The organism is Rhizobium sp. PvP014, from assembly GCF_017876855.1.
Lineage (GTDB): Bacteria > Pseudomonadota > Alphaproteobacteria > Rhizobiales > Rhizobiaceae > Neorhizobium > Neorhizobium soli.
Genome location: NZ_JAGIOT010000002.1, coordinates 129,339 through 154,626, shown reverse-complemented (window position 1 = coordinate 154,626; position 25,288 = coordinate 129,339). Strand labels below are relative to the sequence as shown.

General features: G+C 61.0%; 20 protein-coding genes and 1 tRNA gene. 16 read left to right on the top strand and 5 right to left on the bottom strand.

Translation table 11 applies throughout. The annotated features are described in order from the left end of the window. The 3 genes from cysN to J3A65_RS05280 all read left to right on the top strand — a co-directional run bounded on the left by cysN (position 1) and on the right by J3A65_RS05280 (position 4,954). On the top strand, positions 1 to 1,509 hold the full coding sequence (gene cysN, locus J3A65_RS05290) for a sulfate adenylyltransferase subunit CysN (protein WP_209900131.1): 1,509 nt from the start codon (positions 1 to 3) through the stop codon (positions 1,507 to 1,509). Between the two features lie 223 nt (positions 1,510 to 1,732). Then, positions 1,733 to 4,462, top strand: a complete 2,730-nt coding sequence (locus tag J3A65_RS05285; protein WP_062453552.1) for an ABC transporter transmembrane domain-containing protein — start codon at positions 1,733 to 1,735, stop codon at positions 4,460 to 4,462. A gap of 39 nt (positions 4,463 to 4,501) precedes the next feature. After that, positions 4,502 to 4,954 (top strand): Crp/Fnr family transcriptional regulator, encoded by a 453-nt coding sequence (locus J3A65_RS05280; RefSeq protein ID WP_062454806.1) that lies wholly within the window; start codon positions 4,502 to 4,504, stop codon positions 4,952 to 4,954. Between the two features lie 198 nt (positions 4,955 to 5,152). Here J3A65_RS05280 and J3A65_RS05275 read toward each other — a convergent pair whose 3' ends face one another. Both J3A65_RS05275 and J3A65_RS05270 read right to left on the bottom strand, forming a co-directional pair. Continuing rightward, the gene (locus J3A65_RS05275) at positions 5,153 to 5,635 is read right to left on the bottom strand and encodes a class I SAM-dependent methyltransferase (RefSeq protein ID WP_113109650.1); all 483 of its coding nucleotides are present in this window, start codon (positions 5,633 to 5,635) and stop codon (positions 5,153 to 5,155) included. A 43-nt stretch (positions 5,636 to 5,678) separates the two neighbouring features. Further along, on the bottom strand, positions 5,679 to 6,956 hold the full coding sequence (locus J3A65_RS05270) for a nucleotide sugar dehydrogenase (protein WP_113166778.1): 1,278 nt from the start codon (positions 6,954 to 6,956) through the stop codon (positions 5,679 to 5,681). A 171-nt stretch (positions 6,957 to 7,127) separates the two neighbouring features. Between J3A65_RS05270 and J3A65_RS05265 the strand changes: the two genes are divergently transcribed. Both J3A65_RS05265 and J3A65_RS05260 read left to right on the top strand, forming a co-directional pair. Next, positions 7,128 to 8,234: a glycosyltransferase family 4 protein gene (locus J3A65_RS05265; RefSeq protein ID WP_209900129.1), complete on the top strand. Its 1,107-nt coding sequence runs from the start codon at positions 7,128 to 7,130 to the stop codon at positions 8,232 to 8,234. Positions 8,235 to 8,236: 2 nt separating this feature from the next. Beyond that, the gene (locus J3A65_RS05260) at positions 8,237 to 8,968 is read left to right on the top strand and encodes a polysaccharide deacetylase family protein (RefSeq protein ID WP_209900128.1); all 732 of its coding nucleotides are present in this window, start codon (positions 8,237 to 8,239) and stop codon (positions 8,966 to 8,968) included. A gap of 27 nt (positions 8,969 to 8,995) precedes the next feature. Here the strand turns inward: J3A65_RS05260 and J3A65_RS05255 are convergent, their stop codons facing one another. Next, entirely contained in the window at positions 8,996 to 9,979 is a 984-nt protein-coding gene (locus J3A65_RS05255) for a glycosyltransferase (RefSeq protein ID WP_162759495.1), read from the bottom strand. A 247-nt stretch (positions 9,980 to 10,226) separates the two neighbouring features. Here J3A65_RS05255 and J3A65_RS05250 point away from each other — a divergent pair, with 247 nt between their 5' ends. The 7 genes from J3A65_RS05250 (at position 10,227) to J3A65_RS05220 (ending at position 19,971) form a co-directional block, all read left to right on the top strand. Then, complete coding sequence (locus J3A65_RS05250; protein ID WP_209900126.1) at positions 10,227 to 12,119, top strand: ABC transporter ATP-binding protein; 1,893 nt, start codon at positions 10,227 to 10,229, stop codon at positions 12,117 to 12,119. Next, positions 12,116 to 14,035: an ABC transporter substrate-binding protein gene (locus J3A65_RS05245; protein ID WP_245341482.1), complete on the top strand. Its 1,920-nt coding sequence runs from the start codon at positions 12,116 to 12,118 to the stop codon at positions 14,033 to 14,035. Before J3A65_RS05250 ends, J3A65_RS05245 begins: the two co-directional genes overlap by 4 nt. Further along, the gene (locus tag J3A65_RS05240) at positions 14,035 to 15,033 is read left to right on the top strand and encodes an ABC transporter permease (protein ID WP_174195794.1); all 999 of its coding nucleotides are present in this window, start codon (positions 14,035 to 14,037) and stop codon (positions 15,031 to 15,033) included. Before J3A65_RS05245 ends, J3A65_RS05240 begins: the two co-directional genes overlap by 1 nt. Next, positions 15,030 to 16,208: an ABC transporter permease gene (locus J3A65_RS05235; RefSeq protein WP_209900124.1), complete on the top strand. Its 1,179-nt coding sequence runs from the start codon at positions 15,030 to 15,032 to the stop codon at positions 16,206 to 16,208. The genes J3A65_RS05240 and J3A65_RS05235 overlap by 4 nt, the downstream gene beginning before the upstream one ends. Positions 16,209 to 16,265: 57 nt before the next feature. Beyond that, a complete protein-coding gene (locus J3A65_RS05230; protein WP_062453562.1) occupies positions 16,266 to 17,471 on the top strand; it encodes a glycosyltransferase family protein in 1,206 nt (401 codons plus the stop codon). An 86-nt stretch (positions 17,472 to 17,557) separates the two neighbouring features. Further along, on the top strand, positions 17,558 to 18,808 hold the full coding sequence (locus J3A65_RS05225; RefSeq protein WP_209900121.1) for a glycosyltransferase: 1,251 nt from the start codon (positions 17,558 to 17,560) through the stop codon (positions 18,806 to 18,808). After that, positions 18,805 to 19,971, top strand: coding sequence for a glycosyltransferase (locus tag J3A65_RS05220; RefSeq protein ID WP_209900119.1), 1,167 nt, complete (start codon positions 18,805 to 18,807; stop codon positions 19,969 to 19,971). The genes J3A65_RS05225 and J3A65_RS05220 overlap by 4 nt, the downstream gene beginning before the upstream one ends. 59 nt (positions 19,972 to 20,030) lie before the next feature. Here the strand turns inward: J3A65_RS05220 and J3A65_RS05215 are convergent. Beyond that, positions 20,031 to 20,107, bottom strand: a tRNA-Pro gene (locus J3A65_RS05215). A gap of 284 nt (positions 20,108 to 20,391) precedes the next feature. Between J3A65_RS05215 and J3A65_RS05210 the strand changes: the two genes are divergently transcribed. Further along, positions 20,392 to 20,751: a hypothetical protein gene (locus J3A65_RS05210; protein ID WP_062453565.1), complete on the top strand. Its 360-nt coding sequence runs from the start codon at positions 20,392 to 20,394 to the stop codon at positions 20,749 to 20,751. Positions 20,752 to 20,787: 36 nt separating this feature from the next. Here J3A65_RS05210 and J3A65_RS05205 read toward each other — a convergent pair whose 3' ends face one another. Continuing rightward, positions 20,788 to 22,116 (bottom strand): capsular polysaccharide biosynthesis protein, encoded by a 1,329-nt coding sequence (locus tag J3A65_RS05205; RefSeq protein WP_209900117.1) that lies wholly within the window; start codon positions 22,114 to 22,116, stop codon positions 20,788 to 20,790. Between the two features lie 230 nt (positions 22,117 to 22,346). Between J3A65_RS05205 and J3A65_RS05200 the strand changes: the two genes are divergently transcribed. From J3A65_RS05200 to J3A65_RS05190, 3 genes are read left to right on the top strand one after another with little or no spacing between them, the layout of a single operon-like run. Further along, entirely contained in the window at positions 22,347 to 23,117 is a 771-nt protein-coding gene (locus tag J3A65_RS05200; protein ID WP_209900115.1) for an ABC transporter permease, read from the top strand. Continuing rightward, positions 23,114 to 23,773: an ABC transporter ATP-binding protein gene (locus J3A65_RS05195; protein ID WP_092661524.1), complete on the top strand. Its 660-nt coding sequence runs from the start codon at positions 23,114 to 23,116 to the stop codon at positions 23,771 to 23,773. Before J3A65_RS05200 ends, J3A65_RS05195 begins: the two co-directional genes overlap by 4 nt. 2 nt (positions 23,774 to 23,775) lie before the next feature. After that, a complete protein-coding gene (locus J3A65_RS05190) occupies positions 23,776 to 25,125 on the top strand; it encodes an RkpR, polysaccharide export protein (protein WP_209900112.1) in 1,350 nt (449 codons plus the stop codon). Positions 25,126 to 25,288 lie beyond the last annotated feature (163 nt).

Here is a 25,288-nt window from a genome sequence, read left to right as displayed (position 1 = left end):
ATGAGCGTGACAGCAACATCCACCGCCGCTTCGGCCACCATTCTGCCCTTCGCCGAATCCGCTGCCAAGATCACCCGTGACGTGCGGCCGCTGCGGCTGATCACCTGCGGTTCCGTCGATGACGGCAAGTCGACCCTGATCGGCCGGCTGCTCTGGGACACCAAGGCCGTCAAGGAAGACCAGGCGGTGACGCTTGCCCGCGATAGCGGCGGCCAGAACGATCTCGGCCTGCCGGATTTCGCGCTGCTTCTCGATGGTCTCCAGGCCGAGCGCGAACAAGGCATCACGATCGACGTCGCCTATCGCTATTTCTCGACCGAGAAGCGTTCGTTCATCGTGGCCGACACGCCCGGCCACGAGCAGTATACCCGCAACATGGCGACCGGCGCCTCGACGGCCGATCTCGCCATTCTGCTCGCGGACGCCCGCGTCGGGCTTCTGGAACAGACCCGCCGGCATGCGACGATCGCATCCTTGATGGGCATCCGGCAGTTCGTTCTGGCGGTCAACAAGTTCGACCTCGTGAATTACGACCGCGAGATCTTCGACCGGATCAGCCATGAATTCCGCGAATTCGCGCTGTCGCTCGGCGTTCGCCAGATCACGGCGATCCCGATGTCGGCGCTGAAGGGCGAAAACGTCGTCTATCCCGCAACGTCCACGATGCCGTGGTATGAAGGCCCGACGCTGGTCGAGGCTTTGGAACTGGCGACGACCCGCTCCACGCAGACCGGTGGCTTCCGCCTTCCCGTCCAGCGCGTCTCGCGTCCCGGCGAAAGCTTTCGCGGCTATCAGGGCACGGTTGCGGGCGGCTCGATCAAGCCGGGCGACAGCGTCGTCATCCTGCCATCGGGCACGATTGCCAACGTCAAACAGATCGTCACCTTCGACCTCGTGCGGAACGCTGCCGTCGCCGGCGATGCGATCACGCTCGTGCTCGACCGACAGGTGGACGTCGCCCGCGGCGACGTGATCGCCTCGCTCGATGGCCAGCCGATGACCGGCCTCAACTTCGAGGGGCAGATGGTGGCGTTGCAGCCTGGCGGCATCGAGCCCGGCAAGCGCTACTGGCTGAAAAGCGGTTCGCGCCGCCAGCGCGTGGCGGTGGAGCCGATCTCGCAGCTCGACCTGCAGTCGGGCAGTTGGGCTCCGCATGCGTCCGGCCTAGACATGAACGCGATCGGCAAGGTGCGCCTGTCTTTCGAAGAGCAGGCGGTGTTCGACACCTATGAGCAGAACCGCTCGACCGGTGCCTTCATCCTGATCGACCCGGATACGCTGAATACGGTCGCCGGCGGCATGATCACGGCCAAGCGCGGCGAACTCGGCGGCATTCGCCGTGGCGAGCCAGTGCAGGGCGACCGCGTGATTCTCTCCCTGCCGGCCGATCTTGCCGAGCTGCTGATGGCAACCGACGCGTTTGCCGCCCGCCGCGACGACGTGGAGATCCGCAGGGTGAGCGGCGCGGAAGCTGCCCAAATCCTGACATCGGGCGACAAAGACCGTTGATTTAAAACAGGAATTTTCAAACACTGATGGGCCGGGGTGCAGAACCCGGCCCTTAGCCATCCCGGCAGGTTTGCCACACTTGGCGGCGAACCAATCGCCTAATCAAGCAGCATCGTGCACGAGACGTTTGCACAAGCGGCGGATCCACCTATATCATGCCTCCCTTCACCCTTCCGGGAGGCGCGCTGTGCAATCCAGCCTCGGGAACTGAGATCCGTTGCCGATGGAAAAACATCTACTTCGTTATATCTGGAATCATACGCGACCGCAGCAGTTATGGGTTCTCGCGATCGTTCTGATTTCGATGATTCCGTACTTCCTTGCGTTCGACCTTCCCAAGCAGATCATCAACGGGCCGATCCAGGGTGAAGGGTTCGAGATGGCGGCCGCAACCCGGCCCTTCCTCGCATTCCAGTTCACCATTCCTTTGACGCAGTGGTCCTTTGGTTTCGAAGGCTTCGAGCTCAACCGGCTGGCGACGCTGATGGCGCTTTCGGGCGTGTTCCTGCTGCTCGTCATCGTCAACGGGTTGTTCAAGTTCTACATCAACACCTACAAGGGACGCCTGGGCGAACGGCTGCTGCGCCGTATCCGCTACGAGCTGGTGGACCGTCTTCTGCGGTTTCCGCCAAGCACGATGCGGCAGATCCGCGGTGCGGAAGTCTCCAGCATGGTCAAGGACGAGGTGGAGCCTTTCGGCGGCTTTACCGGTGATGCTTTCGTGCAGCCGGCCATGCTGGGTGGACAGGCGATCGCCGCCCTCACCTTCATTCTATTGCAGAACCTGTGGCTCGGGCTGATCGCGGCCTTCATGGTGGCGATCCAGGTTGGGATCATTCCGAAGATGCGCCGTCGCCTGATCGATCTTGGCCGTCAGCGGCAGATCACCGCCCGGCATCTGGCCGGCAAGGTGGGCGAGATCGTCGAGGGCATGGATACGATCCACAGCTACGACACCAGCAATTACGAGCGTGCCGATATATCCGACCGGCTGGGGCAGATATTCCAGATCCGCTACGACCTCTACCGGTGGAAATTCATCGTCAAGTTCGTCAACAATTTCCTGTCGCAGCTGACGCCGTTTCTCTTCTATTCGATCGGCGGCTATTTTGCCTTGCGCGGCACGCTCGACGTCGGCCAGCTGGTGGCCGTCATCAACGCCTACAAGGACCTGCCGGGCCCGCTCAAGGAACTGATCGACTGGGACCAGGCACGCCAGGACGTGCAGGTGAAATACGAACAGGTGCGCGAACAGTTCGAGCCGGGCGTGCTGATCGCGCCGACGCTGCATGCGCTCGCCCACGATGTGCCGGACCATACGCCGTCTCCCCTCGCCGCGCTCAACCTCACCATTGTCGATGGCAGCGGCGCCCATATCGCCGAAAACGTGACACTCAAGATCGAGCCCGGCGAGCTGGTGGCGATGATCGACAATGCCGGCATCGGCGCCGAAGCGACGGCGGAAGCGTTCGGCCGCATCACCTGGCCGGCCTCGGGCCGCGTGATGCTGGGCGAGGTCGACCTTCTGGAACTGCCGGAAGCGGTGACCGGGCGTCAGGTCTCCTATGCGTCGGCCGACAGCTACTTTTTCCACGGGACGCTCAAGGACAATCTTCTCTACGGGCTCAAGCACGCGCCGGCCGTGCAGGAGAAGTCCGCAGACGAGCCCAAACACAAGAAGCTGCGGCGGCGCTGGAAAATGAGCGAAGCCGAACGCGCCGGAAACACGACGCACGATCCGTCCGTCGACTGGATCGACCGTCGATCCACCTCCGTATCGGAAGGCGGCGAAGACGATGTCAAGCAGTCGGTCTTGAGGGCCCTCGATGCGGTGCAGCTGACAGCCGACGTGATGGAACTGGCCTTGCATTCCTATCTCGACCCGGCCGAACACGAGGAACTGACCGGTCGTGTCGTCGAGATGCGGTTTGCCCTGCGCGAGGAACTCGCCAGTCAGGGGCTTGGCAATCTCGTCTCCTATTTCGATTTCAGCGCCTACAACACCGAAGCGACGGTGCGGGAAAACCTGCTGTTTGCGGCGACGCGCCAGTCGGCGGAACTGGATATGGAACTGGCCGAGGGAGAGTATGTCTTCGAAGTGTTGAAGACGGCCAATCTGTTCGACCTGTTCTACGACATGGGACTTTCGATCGCAGAAAACCTGTCGGAAATCTTCCAGGGCCTGCCGCCGGAACATCCGCTGTTCCAGCAGCTCGAGCATATCACCACCGACGATATCGCGTTCTACGAGCAGCTTTTGAAGCGCAAGCGCAGCCGCCGGGACTTCAAGCCCAGCGAGGACGACCGGCGCGCGGTGGTCAAGCTCAGCCTCTACTATATCGAGCCACGCTACCGCTTCGGCGTCCTGACCGCCGAGATCATGAACCAGATCGTTGCCACGCGCGACATCTTCTATGCCAACCTGCCGGCATCGCTGCGCAGCCGGATCGAGCGCTACGATCCGCACAAATACATGGGCTCGGCGACGCTTCGCGAAAACATCCTGTTCGGCAAGCTGTCGCAACGCAACGCCGACGCGCCGACCAAGATCCGCAACGTGGCAGGCAAGCTGCTGCGCGAAATGGGTCTCTATGAAAGCTTTATCGGCATCGGGCTGGACTACGACATGGGCGCCAGCGGCCGGCGACTGACACTGGTCCAGCGCCACAAGCTGAGCCTTGCCCGAGCGCTGGTGCGGCGCTCCAATTATTACATCTTCAACAAGCCCCTTCCGGGCCTCGATCGGAGGGCTCAGGAAGAAATTGTTAAGAATGTGCTTCACTTCCTCGCTCAGCAGGACAATAATCCTTCTGTGGCGTGGGTTTTGTCGAATACTGCCCTGTCACGATTGTTTCATCGTGTTATCGTATTCGACAAGGGATCCGTGGCCGAAGACGACTCTTTTGAGGCTCTGGATACAAAGAGTGGTATTTTTAAATCGTTGGTGGCATAATATCGCAGCCGCCAACAAGATGACCAAATGGTGGAAACCATGTTGCTCAACGATGAAGTGCAGTTGCTGAAGAAAGTTCCTTATTTTTGCCGGGTCGATCCGTGCAAACTTAAGCTGCTTGCCTTTACCTCCGACCGCGTTCTCTACGAACCGGGGCAGGATATTTTCTCACAGGGCGACAGCAGCGATGCTGCCTACGTGATCCTGTGCGGAAAGGTCGACATGATCAGCGGTTCGGCGAATTCCGAGACCAAGATCGGTGAGGCCGGGTGCAATTCCATTATCGGCGAGATGTGCCTTCTCTCCAATTGCTCGCAGGCCGTGACAGCACGTGCCGTGACTGAGGTCGATGTTCTGCGCATTACCAAGGATGCCTTCTTCAAGGTGATCTCCGACAATCCGCGCATGAGCATGGAAATCAGCCGGACGCTCGCCGAAACAATCCGTGGTGCCCGCATGGACGACATGCGCCGGGACCGTCAGCACGCCTGATTGCCCGTCATCGGCCGTTATCCACAGGTTATCCACAGCCTTTCCCTCGGCTCATCCGCTGGTCTTTGAGCGCGCAAACGATGCCATTTGCGCGCGTTGGACACTCGGTCAGCGATGCTGACGATAGGTTTTCTCTGAACTGAATTTGTGGCGGAACACGGGCGTGGCGCTGGTCCTCACGCCCGTTTCACGGCCTGTTTATCGCTTGCGATAATAGAAATAGCGGCCCTCCTCCACACTGGGCAGACGCGGCAGTTCTTCAAGATCGGGGTGGTCGAGCGGCAGGCCGCTGACGGCATAGGCGCCCGACGCGAGCATGCCAGCCGCCATTTGCGGCAACCACTGCAAGGTTCTCGCATCCGCATCCGGATAGCCGGTGCCGATGTCCGCATGCACGAGGGCAGCGTTCTTGCCGACATATTCCTGGCCGGTATCCTTGATCTCTCCCAGCACGACGTCGTTTTCGGACGGTGCTTCGGTACGGTGGGCGCCGTTGGAGCGGTCGAAGGCGAGGATGCGGCGGTCGGCGAACAGCTCGCGCAGATGGCTATAGGTGCGGCCGTTGCCGATGCCGACCTCGTAGACATCGCCCGAAGCCGGCAGGCCGAGATCGTTCTTGATGTGATTGAGGATGTCGCGCTGCGCGGTCATCCGGTTGATGAAGCTGTCCAGTCTGCTCATTGCTTTCCCTTTTCCGGCGATCAAGCGTTGAGATAGGGCACGGTTACGCCTTGACGATGGTTTGCGACGTGATGCCGCGATTGGCCATCGCATTGCGGGTATCAACGACCAGCGGCGCACCATCGGCAATCGCCTGGTAGTCGAAACTGTCGTGGTCCGTGGCGATAACGACGGCATCGAAATCCGCGAGCTGATCGAGCGGGACCGACTTGCGACCCATCAGGTGACCGTATTCCCGGGTGCGTGGCACTTCGGAGACGTAAGGATCGTGATAGGCCACGTCGGCGCCGCGTTCCAGAAGCAGTTCCATCAGCCTCAGCGACGGGCTTTCGCGGATATCCGGCACGTTCTTCTTATAGGCAAGACCGAGGATGAGAACCCGCGAACGGCTGAGCGCCTTGCCAAGCATGCGGTCGAGCGCTTCGGCCAGCCGGTCGACGACATAGCGCGGCATCGCCGTGTTGATCTCGCCAGCGAGTTCGATGAAGCGGGTCGGCTGGTCGTATTCGCGCGATTTCCAGGTGAGGTAGAACGGGTCGATCGGAATGCAGTGACCGCCGAGGCCAGGCCCCGGATAAAACGGCATGTAGCCGAACGGCTTGGTCTTGGCGGCGGCGATGACTTCCCAGACGTCGATGCCCATCCGCTCGTAGACGATCTTCAACTCGTTCACGAGCGCGATATTGACGGCGCGGAAGACGTTTTCCGTGAGCTTCACCGCTTCCGCCGTGCGGGTGCCGGAGACCGGGACGATGGTTTCGACGACGGCGCCGTAAAAGGCGGACACCATGGCAGACGCCGCCTCGCCATCGCCGGCAACGACCTTGGGGATGGTCGAGGTCTGGAAATCACGGTTGCCGGGGTCTTCGCGTTCCGGCGAATAGCCGAGGAAGAAATCTTCGCCCGCAACCAGACCGGTCTTTTCGAGGATCGGCTTCATCACCTCTTCTGTGGTGCCGGGATAGGTGGTGGATTCGAGCACGACGAGCTGGCCCTTGCGCAGGGTGCCAGCGATCTGTTCGCAGGTTTTTGCGACATAGGAGAGGTCCGGCTCGCGGTGGCGGGTGAGCGGCGTCGGCACGCAGATGGCGATCACGTCGCATTCGGCAAGGCGTGCGAAATCGGTGGTGGCTGCAAAGCGGCCGGCGTCGCGCTCGGCGGAAAGCACGTCGTCGGGCACGGCCTCGATATAGCTTTTACCCGCCTCGATCGCGGTCATCTTGGCCGGATCGATGTCGAAACCGGTGACCTTGAAGCCGGCCCTGGCGACCGTCATCGCCAGCGGCAGGCCGACATAGCCAAGTCCGATGACGCCGATCATTGCGCGCTTGTCTTCGATGGCGGACAAAAGATCCGCCGCCTGTGGCGATTGCTGGTTCAAGGATGGCACTCCGGAGGCATTCAAACTGGGAAGCCATCAGGTGAGGCCAACGACTGGCTCTGTCAAGAGATCGGGCTTTTCACGCTGGCGTGACGGATGCTATCCCACAGCATGGACATCGCTTTCTACGCGCCGCTGAAATCGCCGAACCATCCCGTTCCCTCAGGCGACCGGCTGATGGCGCGGCAGCTGATCGAGATACTCGGGCTTAAGGGGCACAGGGTCGATCTGGTTTCGGAGTTCCGATCTTTCTTAGCGGAGCAGACCTCGCCGACAGGAGAACGCGATGCACAGGCGGCGCGCGAGGTCGAGCGGATTTCGACTGAGTGGGAGAGACGACTGGCACTCGGCGAGAGGCTGCCGGACCTGTGGTTTACCTACCACCTCTATTACAAGGCGCCGGACCTGATCGGCCCTGCCCTCTGCCGTCGTTTCGACATTCCCTATGTGACGGCGGAAGCCTCCTATTCGCATCGTCGCAATCTCGGCCAGTGGGTGGAGGCGCAGGAAATGGTGATCGACGCGGTTGGATTGGCGGCGACCAATATCTGTTTCACCGGTCGCGACGGCCGGGGGCTTGCAGAGGTCATGCCGGATGTGAGGCTTTCGCGGCTGTTTCCGTTCATTGATCCCACGCCTTATCTCGCCCGCGCGCCTTCGTCCGAACCGGGGCGGCTGGTGGCTGTCGGCATGATGCGGCCGGGCAACAAGTTTGCCTGTTATGCGGCGCTTGCCGAGGCGTTGAAGCAAATTGCTCATCGTGACGACTGGCACCTCATGGCGATCGGCGACGGGCCGATGCGGGTGGAGGTGGAGGCGGTTTTCGGCGGCGCGCTTGCCGGGCGGGTGGAATGGATGGGCTTGCAGAGCGCCGAGGAGGTTGCGGCGCTGCTGTCGACCGCAGCGATCCTGACATGGCCGGGGGTTTCGGAAGCCTACGGGCTTTCCTATCTGGAGGCGCAGGCATCCGGCGTGCCTGTCGTGGCGGAAAACGGTGCCGGTGTGCCCGAAGTGGTGACGGACGGGATCGGCGGCATCCTGACGCCACCGGGGGATGCGGTTGCCTTTGCGGCGGCCATCGAACGGCTGCTGGATGACGAGACGGAGCGGCTGCGGCTTGGCCAAGGGGCGCGGGATTTCGTCGTGTCGCAACGATCGATCACGGCTGCGGCCGACAGGCTTGACGAGATCATCATAGCGATTGGCGCAAAGGAATGAGCATGACCGAAAACGACCTGAGGCTGGCGCTCGACAGGCTTGCAGACGACGGACGGCGGGTCGATTTCTGGCTGCGCGACGATGACGCTGTGGAACCGACGGAACAGCTGGCAAAGCTTGCGACCATGACCGATGCGTTTTCGGTGCCAGCGACGCTTGCTGTCATACCGGAAAAGACAGGCGCTGATCTCGCATCCTACCTCGACACCCAGCCGCATCTCGACGTCGCTGTGCATGGCTGGTCGCATCGCAGCTATTCGGGTCCCGATGAGAAGAAGCAGGAACTGGGGAGCCATCGCCCCCTGCCCGATATCGTGTCCGAGCTGAAGCATGGGTTCGACAAAATGGCAGAGCTGCACGCCCCCCGGTTCGTGCCGATGCTGGTGCCGCCGTGGAACCGGATCTCACAGGAACTGATCGAAAAACTGCCAGAGCTTGGGTTTGCGGCGCTATCGACCTTCGGGCCGGAAAAGACGGCGCCGGTTGCGATGCTGAACAGCCATGTTGACATCATGGACTGGCACGGAACCCGCGGCGGACGGCCGGCTTCCGATCTCATTACAGAGACGATCGCGCTGATCGAGACACCGGACCGGGCGCCTGTCATCGGCGTGCTCGGCCATCATCTCGTGCATGACGACAATGCCTGGCATTTCCTCGACCTGCTGTTCGGCGTGACGGCGGATCACCCCGCTTGCCGCTGGCGCTCGGCCCGGGTCTTGCTGGGGCTCTAACCCGACGCGTTACTGATCGCTTCGAGCCTACCAGCTCTTCCAGGCGACCAGCAGGCCCTCTCCGGACGCAACCGCGTCCGCGCAGGCTTTCTCGACTTCTGCAATCGGTGCGCCGCGCTTCAGCGAGGCGGCGACGAGGCCGAAGGGGGCGAGGAACACATTGGTCTGCCGAAACAACATGGTCATGATCAGCGGACCTGTGGACCACCAGGCGGGCGCCTGCGGCAGCGCCGCCATCACGTCAGGAAACACCTCGAGCATCTTTGCAAAGGCGGGATGGCCGGGCGGTGTGGCGATGAAGGAATTGGCAAGAAGAAGGCTCCCCGCTCCGACATCGCGCGCCACGTCCTCAGCAATGGCGCCGAGGCCGATCAACGGCAGAAGATCGCCAAAACCGATATCCTCGCGGGTCGGATACCAGTCGCAGTCGAGATAGATGCCGCCATGCTCCAGCAGAATGGCATAGCGGGCGACATCGACGGCACCGGGGTAATCGCCGTCTGCGAGCATCGCGAGATAGGCCGGATGGCTTGCAATACCAAGCTGTTCGAGATCCGCCTCGCGCCACAGCCGGTATTCGAAGCCGGTCGCCTTTGCATGGCTTTCCCAGCGCGCGACGGCTGGTGGCAGCGGCAGCGAGCCGATCCAGATCTGGTGAATGATGCGCGGCACCGGCTCTCGCCCAAGCTCTGCCATCAGCCGTTTCTCATCTGCATCGAAGGTGATGAACGGCGCCATCACGGCGGGATCGGGGACGAGGCCGTGCTGCAGACCGACGCGGCCGATTGCGTCGCCCTCCGCCTTCGCAAGCTTCAGCCATGCGGAGTGAAGCTTGCGCGGCATTCCGAGAGCCGTGCGCTCGCCCAGAACATCCGTCGTCATCACCGTTTTGTCGGCGGAAAGTGCTGTTAGAGCGGCCTGCGCCTCCTCCAGTTTTCCGGCCTCGATCAGGGCGCGGGCATCGGTGATTTTGCGCTTATAGGTTTTCTGGTCAGACTTTTCGGCTGGCACGTGTAATTTCACCTCGCTGTCACGCAACGCTCCTAGGGGATATGCGTTTAACACTCGAATTTCTCGATCTCCGCCAAGAGGTCAGGCTTATTGGCGCAGATGTCAACCGACATGCAGGGGGGCGCATGATAGGGACGATCGGCAGCGGGGTTGCTGCAATGGACAGGTGCACGAGCGTGCGCTACCGTGTTTTGCAATCGATCAATCTTACCTCTCTGCTCCAATCTCCGGGAGCCGGACTTCATTGATGAACCCACCGAAGGAAGTTCTCCGCATCGAAGGATTGAACGTGTCGTTCCCGGTCTGGGGCGGCGCGATCCAGGCGGTCCGGAATCTCAGCATGCGGATACGCCCGGGCCAGGTCACGGCACTGGTGGGCGAAAGCGGTTCCGGCAAGTCGGCTCTCGGCCGCGCGATCATGGGGATCGAGACCGACGTCGCCAAGATTTCCGGGCGCGCGGTGTTCGACGATCCAGCGACCGGCCAGTCCGTCGATCTGATTGCGCTGCCCCGCGACGGGCGGCAGATCCGCGCGATCCGCGGCAGCCGCATCGGCATGATCTTTCAGGAACCGATGACCTCGTTCTCACCGATCCACACGGTCGGCAACCAGATCGAGGAAAGCCTGAAAATCCATACGGCGATGTCGCCTGCCGAGCGGCGCGAGGCGAGTGAGGAGACGCTGTCTCTCGTCGGTTTCGACAATCCTGCCCGCGTGTTCGACATGTATCCGTTCGAGCTTTCCGGCGGCATGCGCCAGCGTGCGATGATCGCGATGGCTCTGGTCTGTCGCCCGGCGCTTCTGATCGCCGACGAGCCGACGACGGCGCTCGATGTGACGATCCAGGCGCAGATCCTCAAGCTGCTGCAGGAGTTGCAGGCCAAGCTCGGCATGGCGATGCTCCTGATCACCCACGATCTCGGTGTCGTTGCATCGATGGCCGATGAAGTGGTGGTGGTCTATCGCGGCGAGGTCATGGAGGCTGGCTCCGCCTCGGACATTTTCCGCAATCCGCAGCATCCCTATACGAAAGGGCTGATGGCCGCGGTGCCGGATTTCGAACGGTCGCGCGACGAGCGCTTGAAGCCGCTGCGCGAAATCAAGGTCGATACGGTCGGCCTGATGGGACGGCGCAAGAGCGAGAAGGTCCTGCCCGAGGTGCTGCTGTCGGTCAGCAACGTCACCAAGAGCTTCGTCACCAAGAAGGGCGCAGGCTTCGGTTTCGGGGCAAAGCCCGAGCGCACGGTCGCGGTCAACGATGTCAGCTTCGAGATCCGCCGTGGCGAGACGCTTGGTCTCGTGGGCGAAAGCGGCTGCGGCAAGACCACGCTCAGCAAAATCCTGATGCGCGGACTGTCGGTCGATCAAGGCAGTGTCGTCTATAACGGCGAAAACGGTCCGGTCGACGTGCTCAACTGCGAAGGCGAAGTGCTGGACGATCTGCGCACCCGTCTGCAGATGGTGTTCCAGGATCCGGTCTCATCACTTTCGCCGCGCATGCCGGTTCGCAGCATCATTCGCGAACCGCTCGACATCCATGACCGCGGCCCGCTCGCCAAGCGGCAGGAAGCGGTGCGCCGGCTGATCCATGCGGTGGGCATGCCCGAAAGCGCGCTGATGCGCTATCCGCATTCATTTTCCGGTGGCCAGCGCCAGCGTATCGGCATCGCCCGGGCGCTTGCTCTCGGGCCGGATCTGGTGATCTGCGACGAACCGGTCTCGGCGCTCGACGTGTCGATCCAGGCGCAGGTGCTGAACCTGATGAAGGACCTGAAGTCCGAACTCGGGCTGACCTATCTGTTCATCTCGCACAATCTGGCGGTCGTGAACTATATGGCAGACCGGGTGGCGGTGATGTATGCGGGGCGGATCGTGGAGATCGGCCCCTGCGAAACGATCATGCGGGCACCTGTTCATCCCTATACGAAGAAACTGCTGGCCGCCGTGCCTCTGCCGAGCCTCGACCACAAGCTGGATTTCGAGACGATCGGCACGCCGACGGCATCGGCCATGAAGATCTGGGGCAAGCAGTTCCTCGACGAGAAGGATAGCGACCAGCTGACCCATGTGGATCTCGGCGGCGGGCATCTGGTTCTTGCCCGCACCAATGTCGATGCGCGGGAGCTTGTGGCAGGATGACGATTTCCAGACGGCATATGCTGGCCCTGTTGGGCTCGGTCGCGGGTGCAACCGCAATCCCGGCGCGGGTGTTTGCGGCCTTTAGCCAGTCCGACTATCTGGCGCAGATCCCGACCGAGACGCCGCTGCCGCCCATCGAGGAGCGTCTTCCGAAGACGCCGCGCGTCCTCAACCTTGCAGAGCGCGGGCTCAAACCCGGGCGTTACGGCGGTTCGATGCGGATGCTGATCGGCGGACAGCGCGACATCCGCTTCATGCCGATCAACTGTTACGCCCGGCTGGTGGGATATAATTCCGACCTGAAGCTGGAAGCCGATATTCTGGAAGCTTACGAGGTCGAGAACGATCGCATCTTCACCTTCCGCTTACGCGAAGGCCATAAATGGTCGGACGGAAGCCCGTTCACGGCGGATGATTTCCGCTATGTCTGGGATGATGTCTTCCACGAGAAGAAGCTCGCCAAGGGCGGACCGCCGGCCGGGCTGATGATCAACGGCAAGCCGCCGCGGTTCGAGATGATCGATGCGCGCACCGTGCGCTACAGCTGGGACGATCCCAATCCAGATTTCCTCGCCGACCAGGCTTCGCCTTCGCCAACCCGTCTGATGTTCCCCGCTGCCTACATGAAGCAGTTCCATATGCGCTACCAGACGAAAGAGCTGCTGGCACAGCATATCGCCCGCGAACGGGTGGACGACTGGGCGGCGCTGCACCAGAAGATGTCGCGCGTGGTGCGGCCGGAAAACCCGAACCTGCCGACGCTGGATGCCTGGCGCAACCGCACGGCGCCGCCGGCCGAGCGCTTCGTGTTCGAGCGCAACCCCTATTACTACCGCGTCGACGAAAACGGCCTGCAGCTTCCCTATATCGACAAGGTGATGCTGGACGTCTCCTCCGCGGACCTGATCGCCGCAAAGACCGGCACCGGCGAGAGCGACCTGCAGGTGACCAACCTCGATTTTGCCGATTACACGTTCCTGAAGAATGCCGAGCAGCGCTACCCGTTGAAGGTGGATCTGTGGAAGCGGACGCAAGGATCGCGCATGGCGCTGTTTCCCAACCTCAACTGCAAGGATGAAGGCTGGCGCAACCTCTTCCGCGACGTGCGCTTCCGGCGTGCGATGTCTCTTGCGATCAATCGCGGCGAAATCAACAAGGCGGTGTTCTATGGTCTTGCGACCGAGAGCTCCAATTCGATCCTACCCGACAGCCCGCTGTTCAAGCCGGAATACCAGAAGGCTTGGGCGGCGTTCGATCCTGATCAGGCGAACCGGCTGCTCGACGAGATCGGTCTTGCCATGGATGATAGTGAGGGCATGCGCCGCCTGCCCGATGGCAGGCTGGCAAAGATCATCATCGAGATTACCGGCGAGAGCACGTTCGAGACCGATGCCTTGGAACTGATCGGCGACCAGTTGCTGCAGGTCGGCATCAAGATCTACCCGCATGTGGCCCAGCGTGAGCTTCTGCGCCGGCGGGTGAAGGGCGGCGATGCGATTATGTCGGTCGGCGGCGGCCTCGACAATGGCGTACCAACTGCCGACATGGCGCCGAAGGAACTGGCACCGACCAGCGACGACCAGCTGCAATGGTCGATCTGGGGACTGCATGCGCTTTCCGGCGGCAGCGATGGCAAGGCGCCTGATCTTCCCGAGGCAAAGGCGCTGCTGGACCTTTACAGTGAATGGCGTAAGGCAGAGGGCTTCGATCAGCGAACGGATGTCTGGCACAAGATGCTGGCGCTGTTTACCGACCAGGTCTTTACGATCGGCATCGTCAACGCCACGCTGCAGCCCGTCGTGCAATCGTCCAAGCTGCAAAACGTGCCGTCGAAGGCGCTCTACGGTTTCGACCCCACATCCTATCTCGGCGTCTATCTGCCGGATGCATTCTGGTATGACGAGGAAACTGCCTGATGTTCCGCTACATTATATGGCGCATCCTCGTGATGATCCCGACGCTGGTCCTGATCTCGATGCTGATCTTCACGATCATCGAGCTGCCGCCGGGCGACTATTTCGAAAGCTATGTCGAACAGCTGAAGGCGATGGGCGAAAAGGCCGATCTGCAGGAAATCGAAGACCTGCGCGCCCGTTACGGTTTCGACCAGCCGGAGCCGATCCGCTACCTCAACTGGGTGGCCGGGATGATGACCGGCGATTTTGGTTACTCGTTCGAATATCGCATGCCCGTGACGGAGGTGGTGGGCGACCGGGTATGGCTGACGATCCTCGTTTCCACCCTGACCATTATCATCACCTGGGTTCTCGCCTTCCCGATCGGCGTGTACTCGGCCACCCACCAGTATAGCTGGGGCGATTACGGGCTGACGCTTCTCGGCCTGATCGGTCTTGCGGTTCCAAATTTCGTGCTGGCGCTGGTTCTCATGTATCTCGCCAACATCTATTTCGGCACGTCGATCGGCCATCTGATGGACGCGCAGTACATGTCGGAATCGATGAGCTGGGCGAAGTTCAAGTCGATCCTCGAGCATATCTGGATCCCCGTGCTGATCATCGGCACCGCCGGGACGGCCGGCATGGTACGGCGGCTGCGGGCCAACCTTCTGGATGAACTGCACAAGCAGTATGTGATGACGGCGCGTGCCAAGGGCCTGCATCCGTTCAAGGTTCTGACCAAGTATCCGCTGCGGATGTCGCTCAACTTCTTCATCTCCGATATCGGCTCGATTCTCCCCTCGATCATTTCAGGGGCTGAAATCACCGCGGTGGTGCTTTCGCTCGAGACCACCGGCCCGATGCTGATCCGCGCCCTTCAGAGCCAGGACATGTATCTTGCCGGCTCGTTCCTGATGTTCCTAAGCTTCCTTACTGTTATCGGCGTGCTGATTTCAGACATTGCGCTTGCGATGTTCGACCCGCGCATCAGGCTTCGCGGCGGGAGAACCAAATGACGGTGACCGACAGCAGCGACGCGGGCAAGCTGCCGCATTATGTCCGCGAGGGCGCGTTCGACCCTTACGAGATCGAGCGCGATGCCGACGGCAGTGCGCTGAAGGTCCACGAGGCATCGCAGCTTCAGCTGATGTGGTGGCGCTTCAAGCGGCACCGGCTGGCGCTGATTTCCGGCATCCTTCTGCTCATCGCCTATCTGATGATCGTGGTCGTCGAGTTCCTGGCGCCCTACAAGGTGCATACCCGCAATATCGATTTCATCTACGCGCCGCCGCAATCGGTGCATCTGTTCCACGAGGGTAACTTCGTCGGTCCTTTCGTCTATGGCCAGAAGATGGACCTGGATATGACGACGCTGCGGCGGAACTATTCCGACGACACGGCCGATGTGCAGAAGCTGCGCTTTCTCTGCCAGGGTGATCCCTACCGGTTCTGGGGCGTGGTCGAGATGAGCACGCATCTGGTCTGCCCCGCAGAAGGCGGCCAGTTCCACCTGCTCGGCACCGACCGGCTCGGCCGCGACATGCTGTCGCGCATTCTCTACGGCGCACGGATTTCGCTGACGATCGGCCTGCTTGGCGTCGCCACAAGCTTCATCCTCGGTATCGTTATCGGCGGCATCGCCGGCTATTGGGGCGGCTGGTTCGACACGGTGACCCAGCGCATCATCGAGGTGCTGCAGTCGATCCCCAGCATTCCGCTGTGGCTGGCGCTTGCCGCCGTCATGCCGGCCGACTGGAGCCCGCTCGTCATCTATCTCGGCATCACCTTCATCCTCGGTCTGCTCGACTGGACAGGGCTTGCGCGCGCGGTGCGCTCGAAACTGCTGTCGTTGCGCGAAGAGGACTACGTGCTTGCCGCACAGCTGATGGGCGCTGGAAGTACCCGCATCATCGGGCGGCACCTGATCCCCGGTTTCATGTCTCACCTGATTGCCAGCGCGACGCTGACAATCCCGGGCATGATCCTTGGCGAGACGACGCTGAGCTTCCTCGGCCTCGGGCTTCGCCCGCCGATCACAAGCTGGGGCGTTCTTCTCACAGAAGCGCGAAGCGTCAGCGCTATCGCACTTTATCCTTGGCTGCTGCTGCCGGTCGTGCCAGTGATATTCGTCATACTTGCCTTCAATTTCCTCGGTGATGGTCTTAGAGATGCGGCAGATCCATATAAATAGTGACTGCTGCGGCACGCCGCTTTGTCAGACACATCGTTGCCGGTAGGAGTTTCGGGCATGCCGCGACATCTGAATAATGCCCGCATTCTCATGTACAGCCATGACACGTTCGGGCTTGGCCACCTGCGGCGGTGCCGCACCATCGCTCATTCGCTGGTGGAGAATTACCGCGGCGTGCAGGTGCTGATCATTTCCGGCGCGACGATTGCCGGTGCCTTCGATTATCGCGCCCGGGTGGATTTCGTGAAGATCCCCAGCGTGATCAAGCTGCACAATGGCGATTACACGTCGATGGACCAGCATATCGATCTGGCCGAGACGCTGAAGATGCGCCATTCCAGCATTCGCCATACCGCCGAAAGCTTCGAGCCCGACATCTTCATCGTCGACAAGGAGCCGCTTGGCCTTCGCGGCGAAGTGGAGGACACGCTGGTCTATCTGAAGACCAAGGGCACACGTCTGGTGCTCGGCCTTCGCGACGTGATGGACGCGCCGCATCTGCTCAAGGCCGAATGGGAGCGTCACGATACGCTGCGCAAGATCGGCCAGCTCTATGACGACGTGTGGGTTTACGGCCCGCCGGAGTTTCATGATCCGCTCGAAGGGCTGGATGCGCCGGCATCCGTGCGCAAGAAGATGCATTTCGTCGGCTTCCTGCAGCGCAAGGTGACCTCCGGTGCCGTGCCGGAAACTGATGCGGACGAGGATTACCTGCTGGTGACGACCGGTGGCGGCGGCGATGGCGCAGACCTGGTGCGCGACGTGATTGCAGCCTATCAGGCCGATCCGGCGCTGACCTACAAGACGGTGATCGTGCTTGGGCCCTACATGCCGGCCGAGCAGCGCGCCGTGTTTACCGAAGCCTGCAAGGACGATCCGCGCCTTGAGGTGATCGAGTTCGACAACCGCATGGAAGACCGGATCGCCGGCGCCAAGGCGGTGATCGCCATGGGCGGCTACAACACCTATTGCGAGATCCTGTCATTCGACAAGCCGGCGCTGATCGTGCCGCGCACGCAGCCGCGCGAGGAACAGCTGATCCGTGCGACACGCGGCGCGGAGCTCGGTCTCGTCGACATGCTGTCTGCCGACGACAGTGCCGATGCCACGAAATTTGCAGCCGCGATCAAGGCGCTGTGGCAGCGCGACCCGCCCTCGGTGACGGCACCCGGCTTGCAGATGGAAGGCCTGCCACATATCGGCGAGATCGTCGAAGGCTGGATGAAGAACAAGGGACGCCACCTTGCGATTGCGCAAGGGTAAGACGCCCTCTCTCGACCTGACGCAGTGTCGCCGCCAAACGGCCCGGGTGCAAACCCGCTGCGCATTTCTGCTGGAACTGCTTTGACATGACCAACAAGACCATCGTCGTGCTGCTGAAAGGTTATCCGCGGCTCTCGGAAACGTTTATCGCCCAGGAACTGCTAGGGCTGGAACGGGCAGGCTTTGCCCTGAAGCTGGTGGCCATGCGCCGCCCGACCGACAAGAAGCGGCATCCGGTGCATGACGAGATCAGGGCGCCGGTGAGCTACCTGCCGGAATACCTGCACGAGGAGCCGGTGCGGGTGGCAAAGGCGCTCATGAAGGTCGCGACGCTGCCGGGCTTCGGCTCCGCGCTCAAGGCGTTCCTGCGCGACCTGCCGCGCGATTTCTCGCGCAACCGCTTCCGGCGTTTCGGACAGGCTGCGGTTCTGGTAGCGGAATGGCCTGACGATGCGGGCTGGCTGCATGTGCATTTCATCCACACGCCGGCAGCCGTTGCCCGCTATGCAAGCCGGATGAGCGGCACCCCGTTTACCGTTTCGGCGCATGCCAAGGATATCTGGACGTCCGAGCCCTGGGATCTCTCCGACAAGCTCGACGAGGCTGATTGGACGGTCACCTGCACCAAGGCGGGCCATGAGCGGCTGCAGAGCCTTTCGGCCCGCCACAACGTGCATCTGAGCTATCACGGGCTGGATCTTGACCGGTTCCCGCATTTTGCAGGTACCCGCCCTGCCCGCGACGGGCGCGACCCGGATGATCCGGTGAGGATCGTCAGCGTCGGCCGGGCGGTGAAGAAGAAGGGCTATGATACGCTTCTGAGGGCACTGGCGCTGCTTCCCAAAGAGCTTGCCTGGCGCTTTACCCATATCGGCGGCGGCGATGAGCTTTCTCCCCTGAAGGCACTTGCCGAAGACCTTTCGATCGCATCCCGCATCACCTGGAAGGGTGCGCTGGACCAGCGCGAGGTGCTCGACCATTACCGCGACAGCGACCTTTTCTCGCTCGCCTGCCGGATCACCGCCGACGGCGATCGCGACGGCCTGCCCAACGTGATGGTGGAGGCCGCAAGCCAGAACCTTGCCGTGGTGGCGACCAATATTTCAGGCATTACCGAACTTTTCGTCGATGGGGAAAACGGACTGCTGGTTGCGCCGGAAGATCCGGTGGCGCTGGCGGCAGCGCTCGAAAAAGCGATCCGCGAACCTGACCTTCGCCAGCGCCTGGGTCAGGCCGCCGAGGCGAAGGTGCGCCACGACTTCGACCACCATACCAGCATTGCCGACCTCAAGCGGCTGTTCACCAAGAGCTTTGCAAGCCTGGAGACCCACCGATGAACAACGGTACCTCGATCGGCAAGGGCCGGCGCGTCCTGTTCTATGTGCAGCACCTGCTGGGTATCGGCCATATCGTTCGGGCAAGCCGCGTTGCCACGGCACTGCAGAGCGCCGGGTTCGACGTGACGCTGGTGACGGGTGGCACGCCGGTGAAAGGCTTTCCGCCTGCAGGCATGGCGCATGTGCAGCTGCCGCCGGTGGTCGCCTCCAATAGCGGATTTTCATCGCTTAGCGATGCCACGACCGGCGAGCCAGTGGACGAGGCTTTCCAGGCCCATCGCACCGGCCTGCTGCTCGATCTCTTTCACGACCTGAAGCCTGATGTGGTTATCACCGAGGCCTTTCCCTTCGGTCGCCGGCAGATGCGGTTCGAACTTCTGCCGCTGCTGGACGCGATCAGGTCTGCCGAGCCAAATCCGCTGCTTCTTGCCTCCGTGCGCGACATTCTGCAGGAGAACCGCAAATCCGGCCGCGACGACGAGACGATTGCCCTGATGCGCGATCATTTCGACGGCGTGCTGGTGCATGGCGATGCGGGCTTCGTGAAGCTTGAGGAGACGTTTCGCAGGGCGTCGGAATTTGCGGGCAAGATCCATTATACCGGCCTCGTCGCACCCAACACGCCCACCCCCTCGCCCGACCGGTTCGACGTGCTGGTATCCGCCGGCGGCGGCGCCGTCGGTGCGGGGCTGATCGGCGCGGCCCTGGAAGCCGAGCGCATTCTCAACGACGGCCGCAGCTGGTGCGTCATCACCGGGCCCAATCTTCCCGCGGAGGATTTCGACCGTATTTCGGCAGAGGCCGGCTCCCGCGTGACGGTCATCCGTTTCCGCCCCGACTTCCCGTCGCTTCTGGCAAATGCCCAAATCTCTGTCTCGCAGGCCGGCTACAACACCGTCTGCGACCTGTTCCGCACCACCTGCCGGCCAGTCCTCATCCCGTTCGCGACCGGCGGCGAGACCGAACAGACCGCCCGCGCCGAAAAGCTCAAAGCGCTGGGACTTGCGGAAGTGGTGGATGAGGCTTCGCTGACCGGTGAAGCGCTGGCAGAGGCCATCCAGAAGGCGAGCGAGGTCACGGGCTTTCGGGAGCTGCCGTTTTCTCTGGATGGTGCGGAGAGGTCGGCGGAGATTGTGGCGGGGATGCTGGATGGGCGTGGATGAAACGCGCTCTTGTGAAGTGAGATTTTTCGGGAAGGAGCCTCGCGGGACAAGGGTCAAACTGGTCGGAGTGAGAGGATTTGAACCTCCGACCCCGTCGTCCCGAACGACGTGCGCTACCAGGCTGCGCTACACTCCGTGACCAGTGGCGCCTCTATAAACCGGCATTTTCCGTTGCACAAGCGTGTGCTTTGAAAAAATATGAGGTCTCGTGCAGGCCTGATCACCGCTTCAAACACCTCGAGAACAAGGCGTTGCAAAAAAGCGGCTCGGATGAAAATTGAGAGCTGTTTGGAAAGATGATGTCGCGACAGGCAGCGGAAATCTGTTAGTGCGAGATCAAAGCTTTGCCCATCTCAAAAGCCCTGCCTGGCAGGCATTGTCTGGGGCGATCACCACATGCAAGAGGATTTGTTGAAGATTATGAGCCGCCGCCTGTTCCCCTTGACCGCCGTTCTCGCGGTAGCGCTTTCTGCATGCACCACTGTCAGCGTTGCCAGCAGCCCGATCAACACCTACTGGACCGGCCGTTCGGCTGGCGAGTTCTTCGCCAAGTTCAGCCCGCCCTTGAGCGATGTCGATAGCGGCAGCTCGACAATCTACAACTGGCGCGGCGGCTATACCCGCATCAAGCTTGCAAACGGCAAATCGGTGAGCGTCAGCTGCTCGGCCAAGGTCACCGTTTCCGAAAGCTACACGATCCGTGACATCACCATCACCGCAGATCGTCCCGGCTCCACTGGCCCAAGCTATTGCGAAGAACTGCTGCTGCCGAAGAAGTAAATGGAACGGGCATCGCCGTCACTCGGCGATGCCCGCTCAACGGCTCTCCCCATCGAGGGGATAGAGGATCCGTCCGAGGCGTCTCAGCCACGGATTGGATAGCTCGCGGAAGAACAGGATCGGGTTCCGGCGGAAATCGCGCGCATCCTGCTCTGACCCCGCCAGTTTGATCAACCAAGCAATCGGCACGGTCAGCAGATGCCGCCAGCCGAACAGGCCATAGGCGCCCCGCATCTCGAAGCCCGGCCGCGCCGGCATCGGTACTTGCCTGATTTGAGTTTCCGGCATGCCCTTTTCGCGCCACTGGAGCGCCAGCGCCAGACAGGTTTCGAAATCGATCTGGGTTCCATCGACCGGATTAAAATAGCGCGGATAGAAAAGATAGGCCGCGGCGAACAGCTGTTCGATAGTAAGCTTGCGGCCCCGCCGCGGGTTCGGCTGCCGATCGTCGGTCAGGCCCCACCCGGCATAGAACGGACATCCGGCCACCGTCACGGGAATGCCCCGCAGCAGCGCTTCGAAGCCTGCGAGCGACGTGATGGAGTAGACATGATCGGCGCGCGCGAGAAGCTCCGGGAGCGACACCGGCGCGAAGACAATTGTTGCGAGATGGGCGACGTCGGACGGATCGGACCGCTGCGCCCGGACACCGTTCAGAACATCGGGATGCGGCTTGTAAAGGATTTCGGCATCCGGGTTTTCCGTGGCTGCCAACCGCACGAGGTCGTTGTTGGTAAACGGACGATCGCAACCGAAGCGGATCGACGCGTCGTCCTCCACCTGGCCGATAACAAGGATGCGACGTTGCGCCTGCACCACAGAATCGGCCGGTACAGCCTTTACCGCCAGGACATCTGCTCCTGCGCCTTGTCGGGAAGCGGAATTGTATTTGCTGAGGCCGGACCGGAGCAGAAGATCGATGCCGGCCCTTGCCCGCTCCATCAGATCAGGGTCGGCATCGAAATCATAGCTGCTCAGGATACCTTCGAGATCGGAGGGCTGGCGGCTGTCGAAATAGGGCGTGCGGCTATCAAGTGTGAGCGAGAACGGCAGGCTCTTGCTGGCATTGCCGACCAGCGAGCGGATAAACCCGTCTTCCAGAAACACGACCTGGATATGGTTGGAATGCGCGAATTCCAGGATGGTATCCGAGACATTCCGGCTCCAGACCAGCAGGGTCGCGCCGGGTGTTGCAAGAATGGCATCCTGCCAGTCGCGCATAAACGTCCGGTCATTCAGGTAAAGCGGCAGGTACCGAAACTCCGTTTCCGGAAAATACGCCTCCAGCATCGCCCGCTTCCAGCGCCGGATATGCACCGCAAACACGGATCGTCCACTAAGGTCCAGCGCTCCAGCGGCAATCATCCTCGATTGGGTTCCTTCGTTGGGTGTGTTGGTGTTGGTGCGATGGGTAAGGTCTACGGGAATGGTTGGTGGAGGTCATTAGGTCAGCAGGGATCGCTGGCACGCCTTTCAATCGGCATGATTCGAACCACTGGCGTATTCCCTTCAAATGACATATTTTAGGTGCAAGAACATGCCCTGCGGCGGCGTGGCAAGTCCAGTTTCAACCCGCGAGCAAATCACGAGGTCGTTTGTACTACTTTACGTCCCACTTGCGCGTCGTGACAGCTCTCGTAATCCGAGAGATGTCGACCCGGTTCGGAAAGAACCCGGGCGGATACCTGTGGGCGCTGCTTGAGCCTATCGCCTATATCGCGTTCATGTCGCTGATCTTCATGGCGATCGCGCACAAGCCTGCACTGGGAACCAGTTTCCCACTGTTCTTTGCCAGCGGCTTTGTCTGTTTCCAGTTTTATGCGGCAATGGCCGGCTATCTAAACAGCGCCGTCAATGCCAACCGGCCGTTGCTGAGCTATCCAAATGTTGCTCCGATCGACACGATCGCGGCCCGCTTCTCGTTGCAGTTCTGCACGACCTGCGTGGTTGCGATTTGCATCATTGCACCGCTGATCATGCAGCTGAAAACAACGCCGACGATCCGGTTGTCACCGATCCTGACAGCGATTAGCCTCGGCAGCCTCATCGCGCTCGGGCTCGCGCTCGCCAACAATGTGCTGTTCCAGCGATTTCCACTGTACGACAAGATTTTCGGCATCGTCAGCCGGCCGCTGTTCCTGATCTCAGGGATTTTTTACCTACCGGATTCCCTGCCACCCGTGGCGCGTGATGCCATTCTGATCAACCCGATTGCACATCTTGTCATGCTGTTTCGGACCGGACTCTATCCAGAATATCGGGCGATAGGCTTCGATCTGGACTATCTCCTCCGCGTCACGACCGTCTTGCTGTTCGCAGGCATGGCGATATTCACCATTTCGAGAGGCGTGTTGAGAGCACGATGATAAAGCTGGACAAGGCCACGAAACGTGTCCGGATGAAGGGCGTTTCGAAGACGATCATAGACAATGCGAGCATTGTGATCCCGCGTGGCAAGAGCGTGGGACTGCTCGGCCGCAACGGCGCCGGAAAATCGACCCTGCTGCAGATCATCGCCGGGACGCTGGATCTCGACTCTGGCAAGGTCACCCGGCAGGGGAAAATTTCGTGGCCGCTTGGGTTCGCGGGCAGCTTCCAGGGCAATCTTTCCGGCGAACAGAATGTCCGCTTCGTTGCGAGGATCTACGGGGTCGATACGGAAGAACTGGTGGCCTATGTCGCAGAATTCGCCGAGCTCGGCTCCTTTTTCCAGGCGCCGGTGCGCACGTATTCATCGGGCATGAAAGCCCGCCTCGCGTTCGGCGTCAGCATGGGCGTCAAATTCGATTATTATCTCGTCGACGAGATAACTGCGGTTGGAGATACGAATTTTAAACGGAAATCGAAGGAAACATTCAAGGAGCGTTTGAGCGCTTCAGATGTTATCATGGTTTCCCATAGTGCTGGCACGCTTCGGGATTACTGCGAGACCGGAATCGTGCTGGAAGACGGCAAGCTGACGTATTATGATAAACTTGAAGACGCCATCACGGTGCACGAAAACAATATGAAGAGGCATTGAGGTTGGACAACGCGCAACAGAAGATCGCCGGTGCAGGCGACAACAGGATCGAACCCGAGCTGCGCCAGCCGCGACCGGTGCCGAAGAACCTGGTTCTCCTTCAGGGACTGCTGGAACGCCCGCTCAAAGCTCCTGCCACCCCTGTTCCGCCATCGGAGCCGGAAGTCGTTGCACCCGAGCCGAGTTCAGATGCGGTCTCGACGAGTGCCGCTGTCGGCAAGACGCGCCTGCTGAAAACAAGACATTTCGTGATTGGCGCCAGCTTTGTTCTAGCGGTTGCTGTCCCGACGGCCTTGAGCTCGCTCTATATGGCGTTCGTAGCGGCAGACCAGTATCACAGTTCATCGTCATTTTCTGTGCGCAGCATCGAGTCGGCCCAAGCTTCCGACCTGATGGGCATATTTGGACAGGCATCAAGCGGCAGCACGATCTCGGACTCCTACGTTCTCCTCGACTTCATCCTGAGCGAGCGCATGGTGCAGGCCATCGACGAGGCGTTCGGAATAGACAAGATCTTTGCGCCACGAGGATCCGACTTTTTCTACGGCATTTCGAAGGATGCGCCGATCGAGGACAAGCTAGACTACTGGCGCAATATGATCAGCGTCAATCTCGATCATACATCCGGTATCATGAACCTTCAGGTTAAGGCGTTTTCGGCCGAGGATTCGCAGCAGATTGCCGATTTCGTGATCACCCAGAGCGAGAAGCTCGTGAACGAGCTTTCCCTTTACGGCCGTACCGAAGTCCTGAAAGTGGCGCAGGAGGAAGTTAGCACGGCGGAAAACAGGCTTGCCGGCGCCAGAGAAGCCCTGCGCGACTACCGTGACTCGTCCCAGGAAGCTGATCCGGTCGAAGGTGCAAAGCTTGCTGCGCAGTTGATCGGCTCGCTTGAACAGCAACTCGTCCAGTTGCGCACGGACCTGTCCACAGCATTGACACAGTTGAGCGAAAACACGCCGCGCGTCCGAGTGCTGCGGTCGCAGATCACCAGCCTCGAATCCCAGCTTAACCGGGAACGGCAGCGTTTCGGTAGCGGTACCGCGGCCGGAAAGCAGGGCCGCAGTGCTACGGGCTCGGATGTTGCCGGTCGTATCCAGAAGTATGAGACACTGCAGACCAGTAGCGAATTTGCTGAACGTGCCTACACGTCATCGCTCGCCAGCCTCGAGAAGGCGCGGCTCGATGCAAACGCGAAGCAGCGCTACTTGGCCGTCTTCATTCGTCCAAGCCTCTCGGAAATGGCGCAGTATCCGTCCCGCGTACTGAACTCATTCCTGGTTCTGATCGGCAGCTTGCTTCTGTGGGGCGTGGTGGTGATGGGGTATTACAACATCCGCGACAGGAACTAGGCCTCGCCTATTCCCTAAATACGGCTGAAGCCGCGACGCCAATCATCGATGCCGTCTTCCCTTGGAAGGCGGCATTTTTCGTCATGGCACCGCGGAGAGCTCTCAATCGTAACCATCTGCCGACCGGCTTCTCTGCAGGCCGCAGGTCGCGCGGTCTGCGATC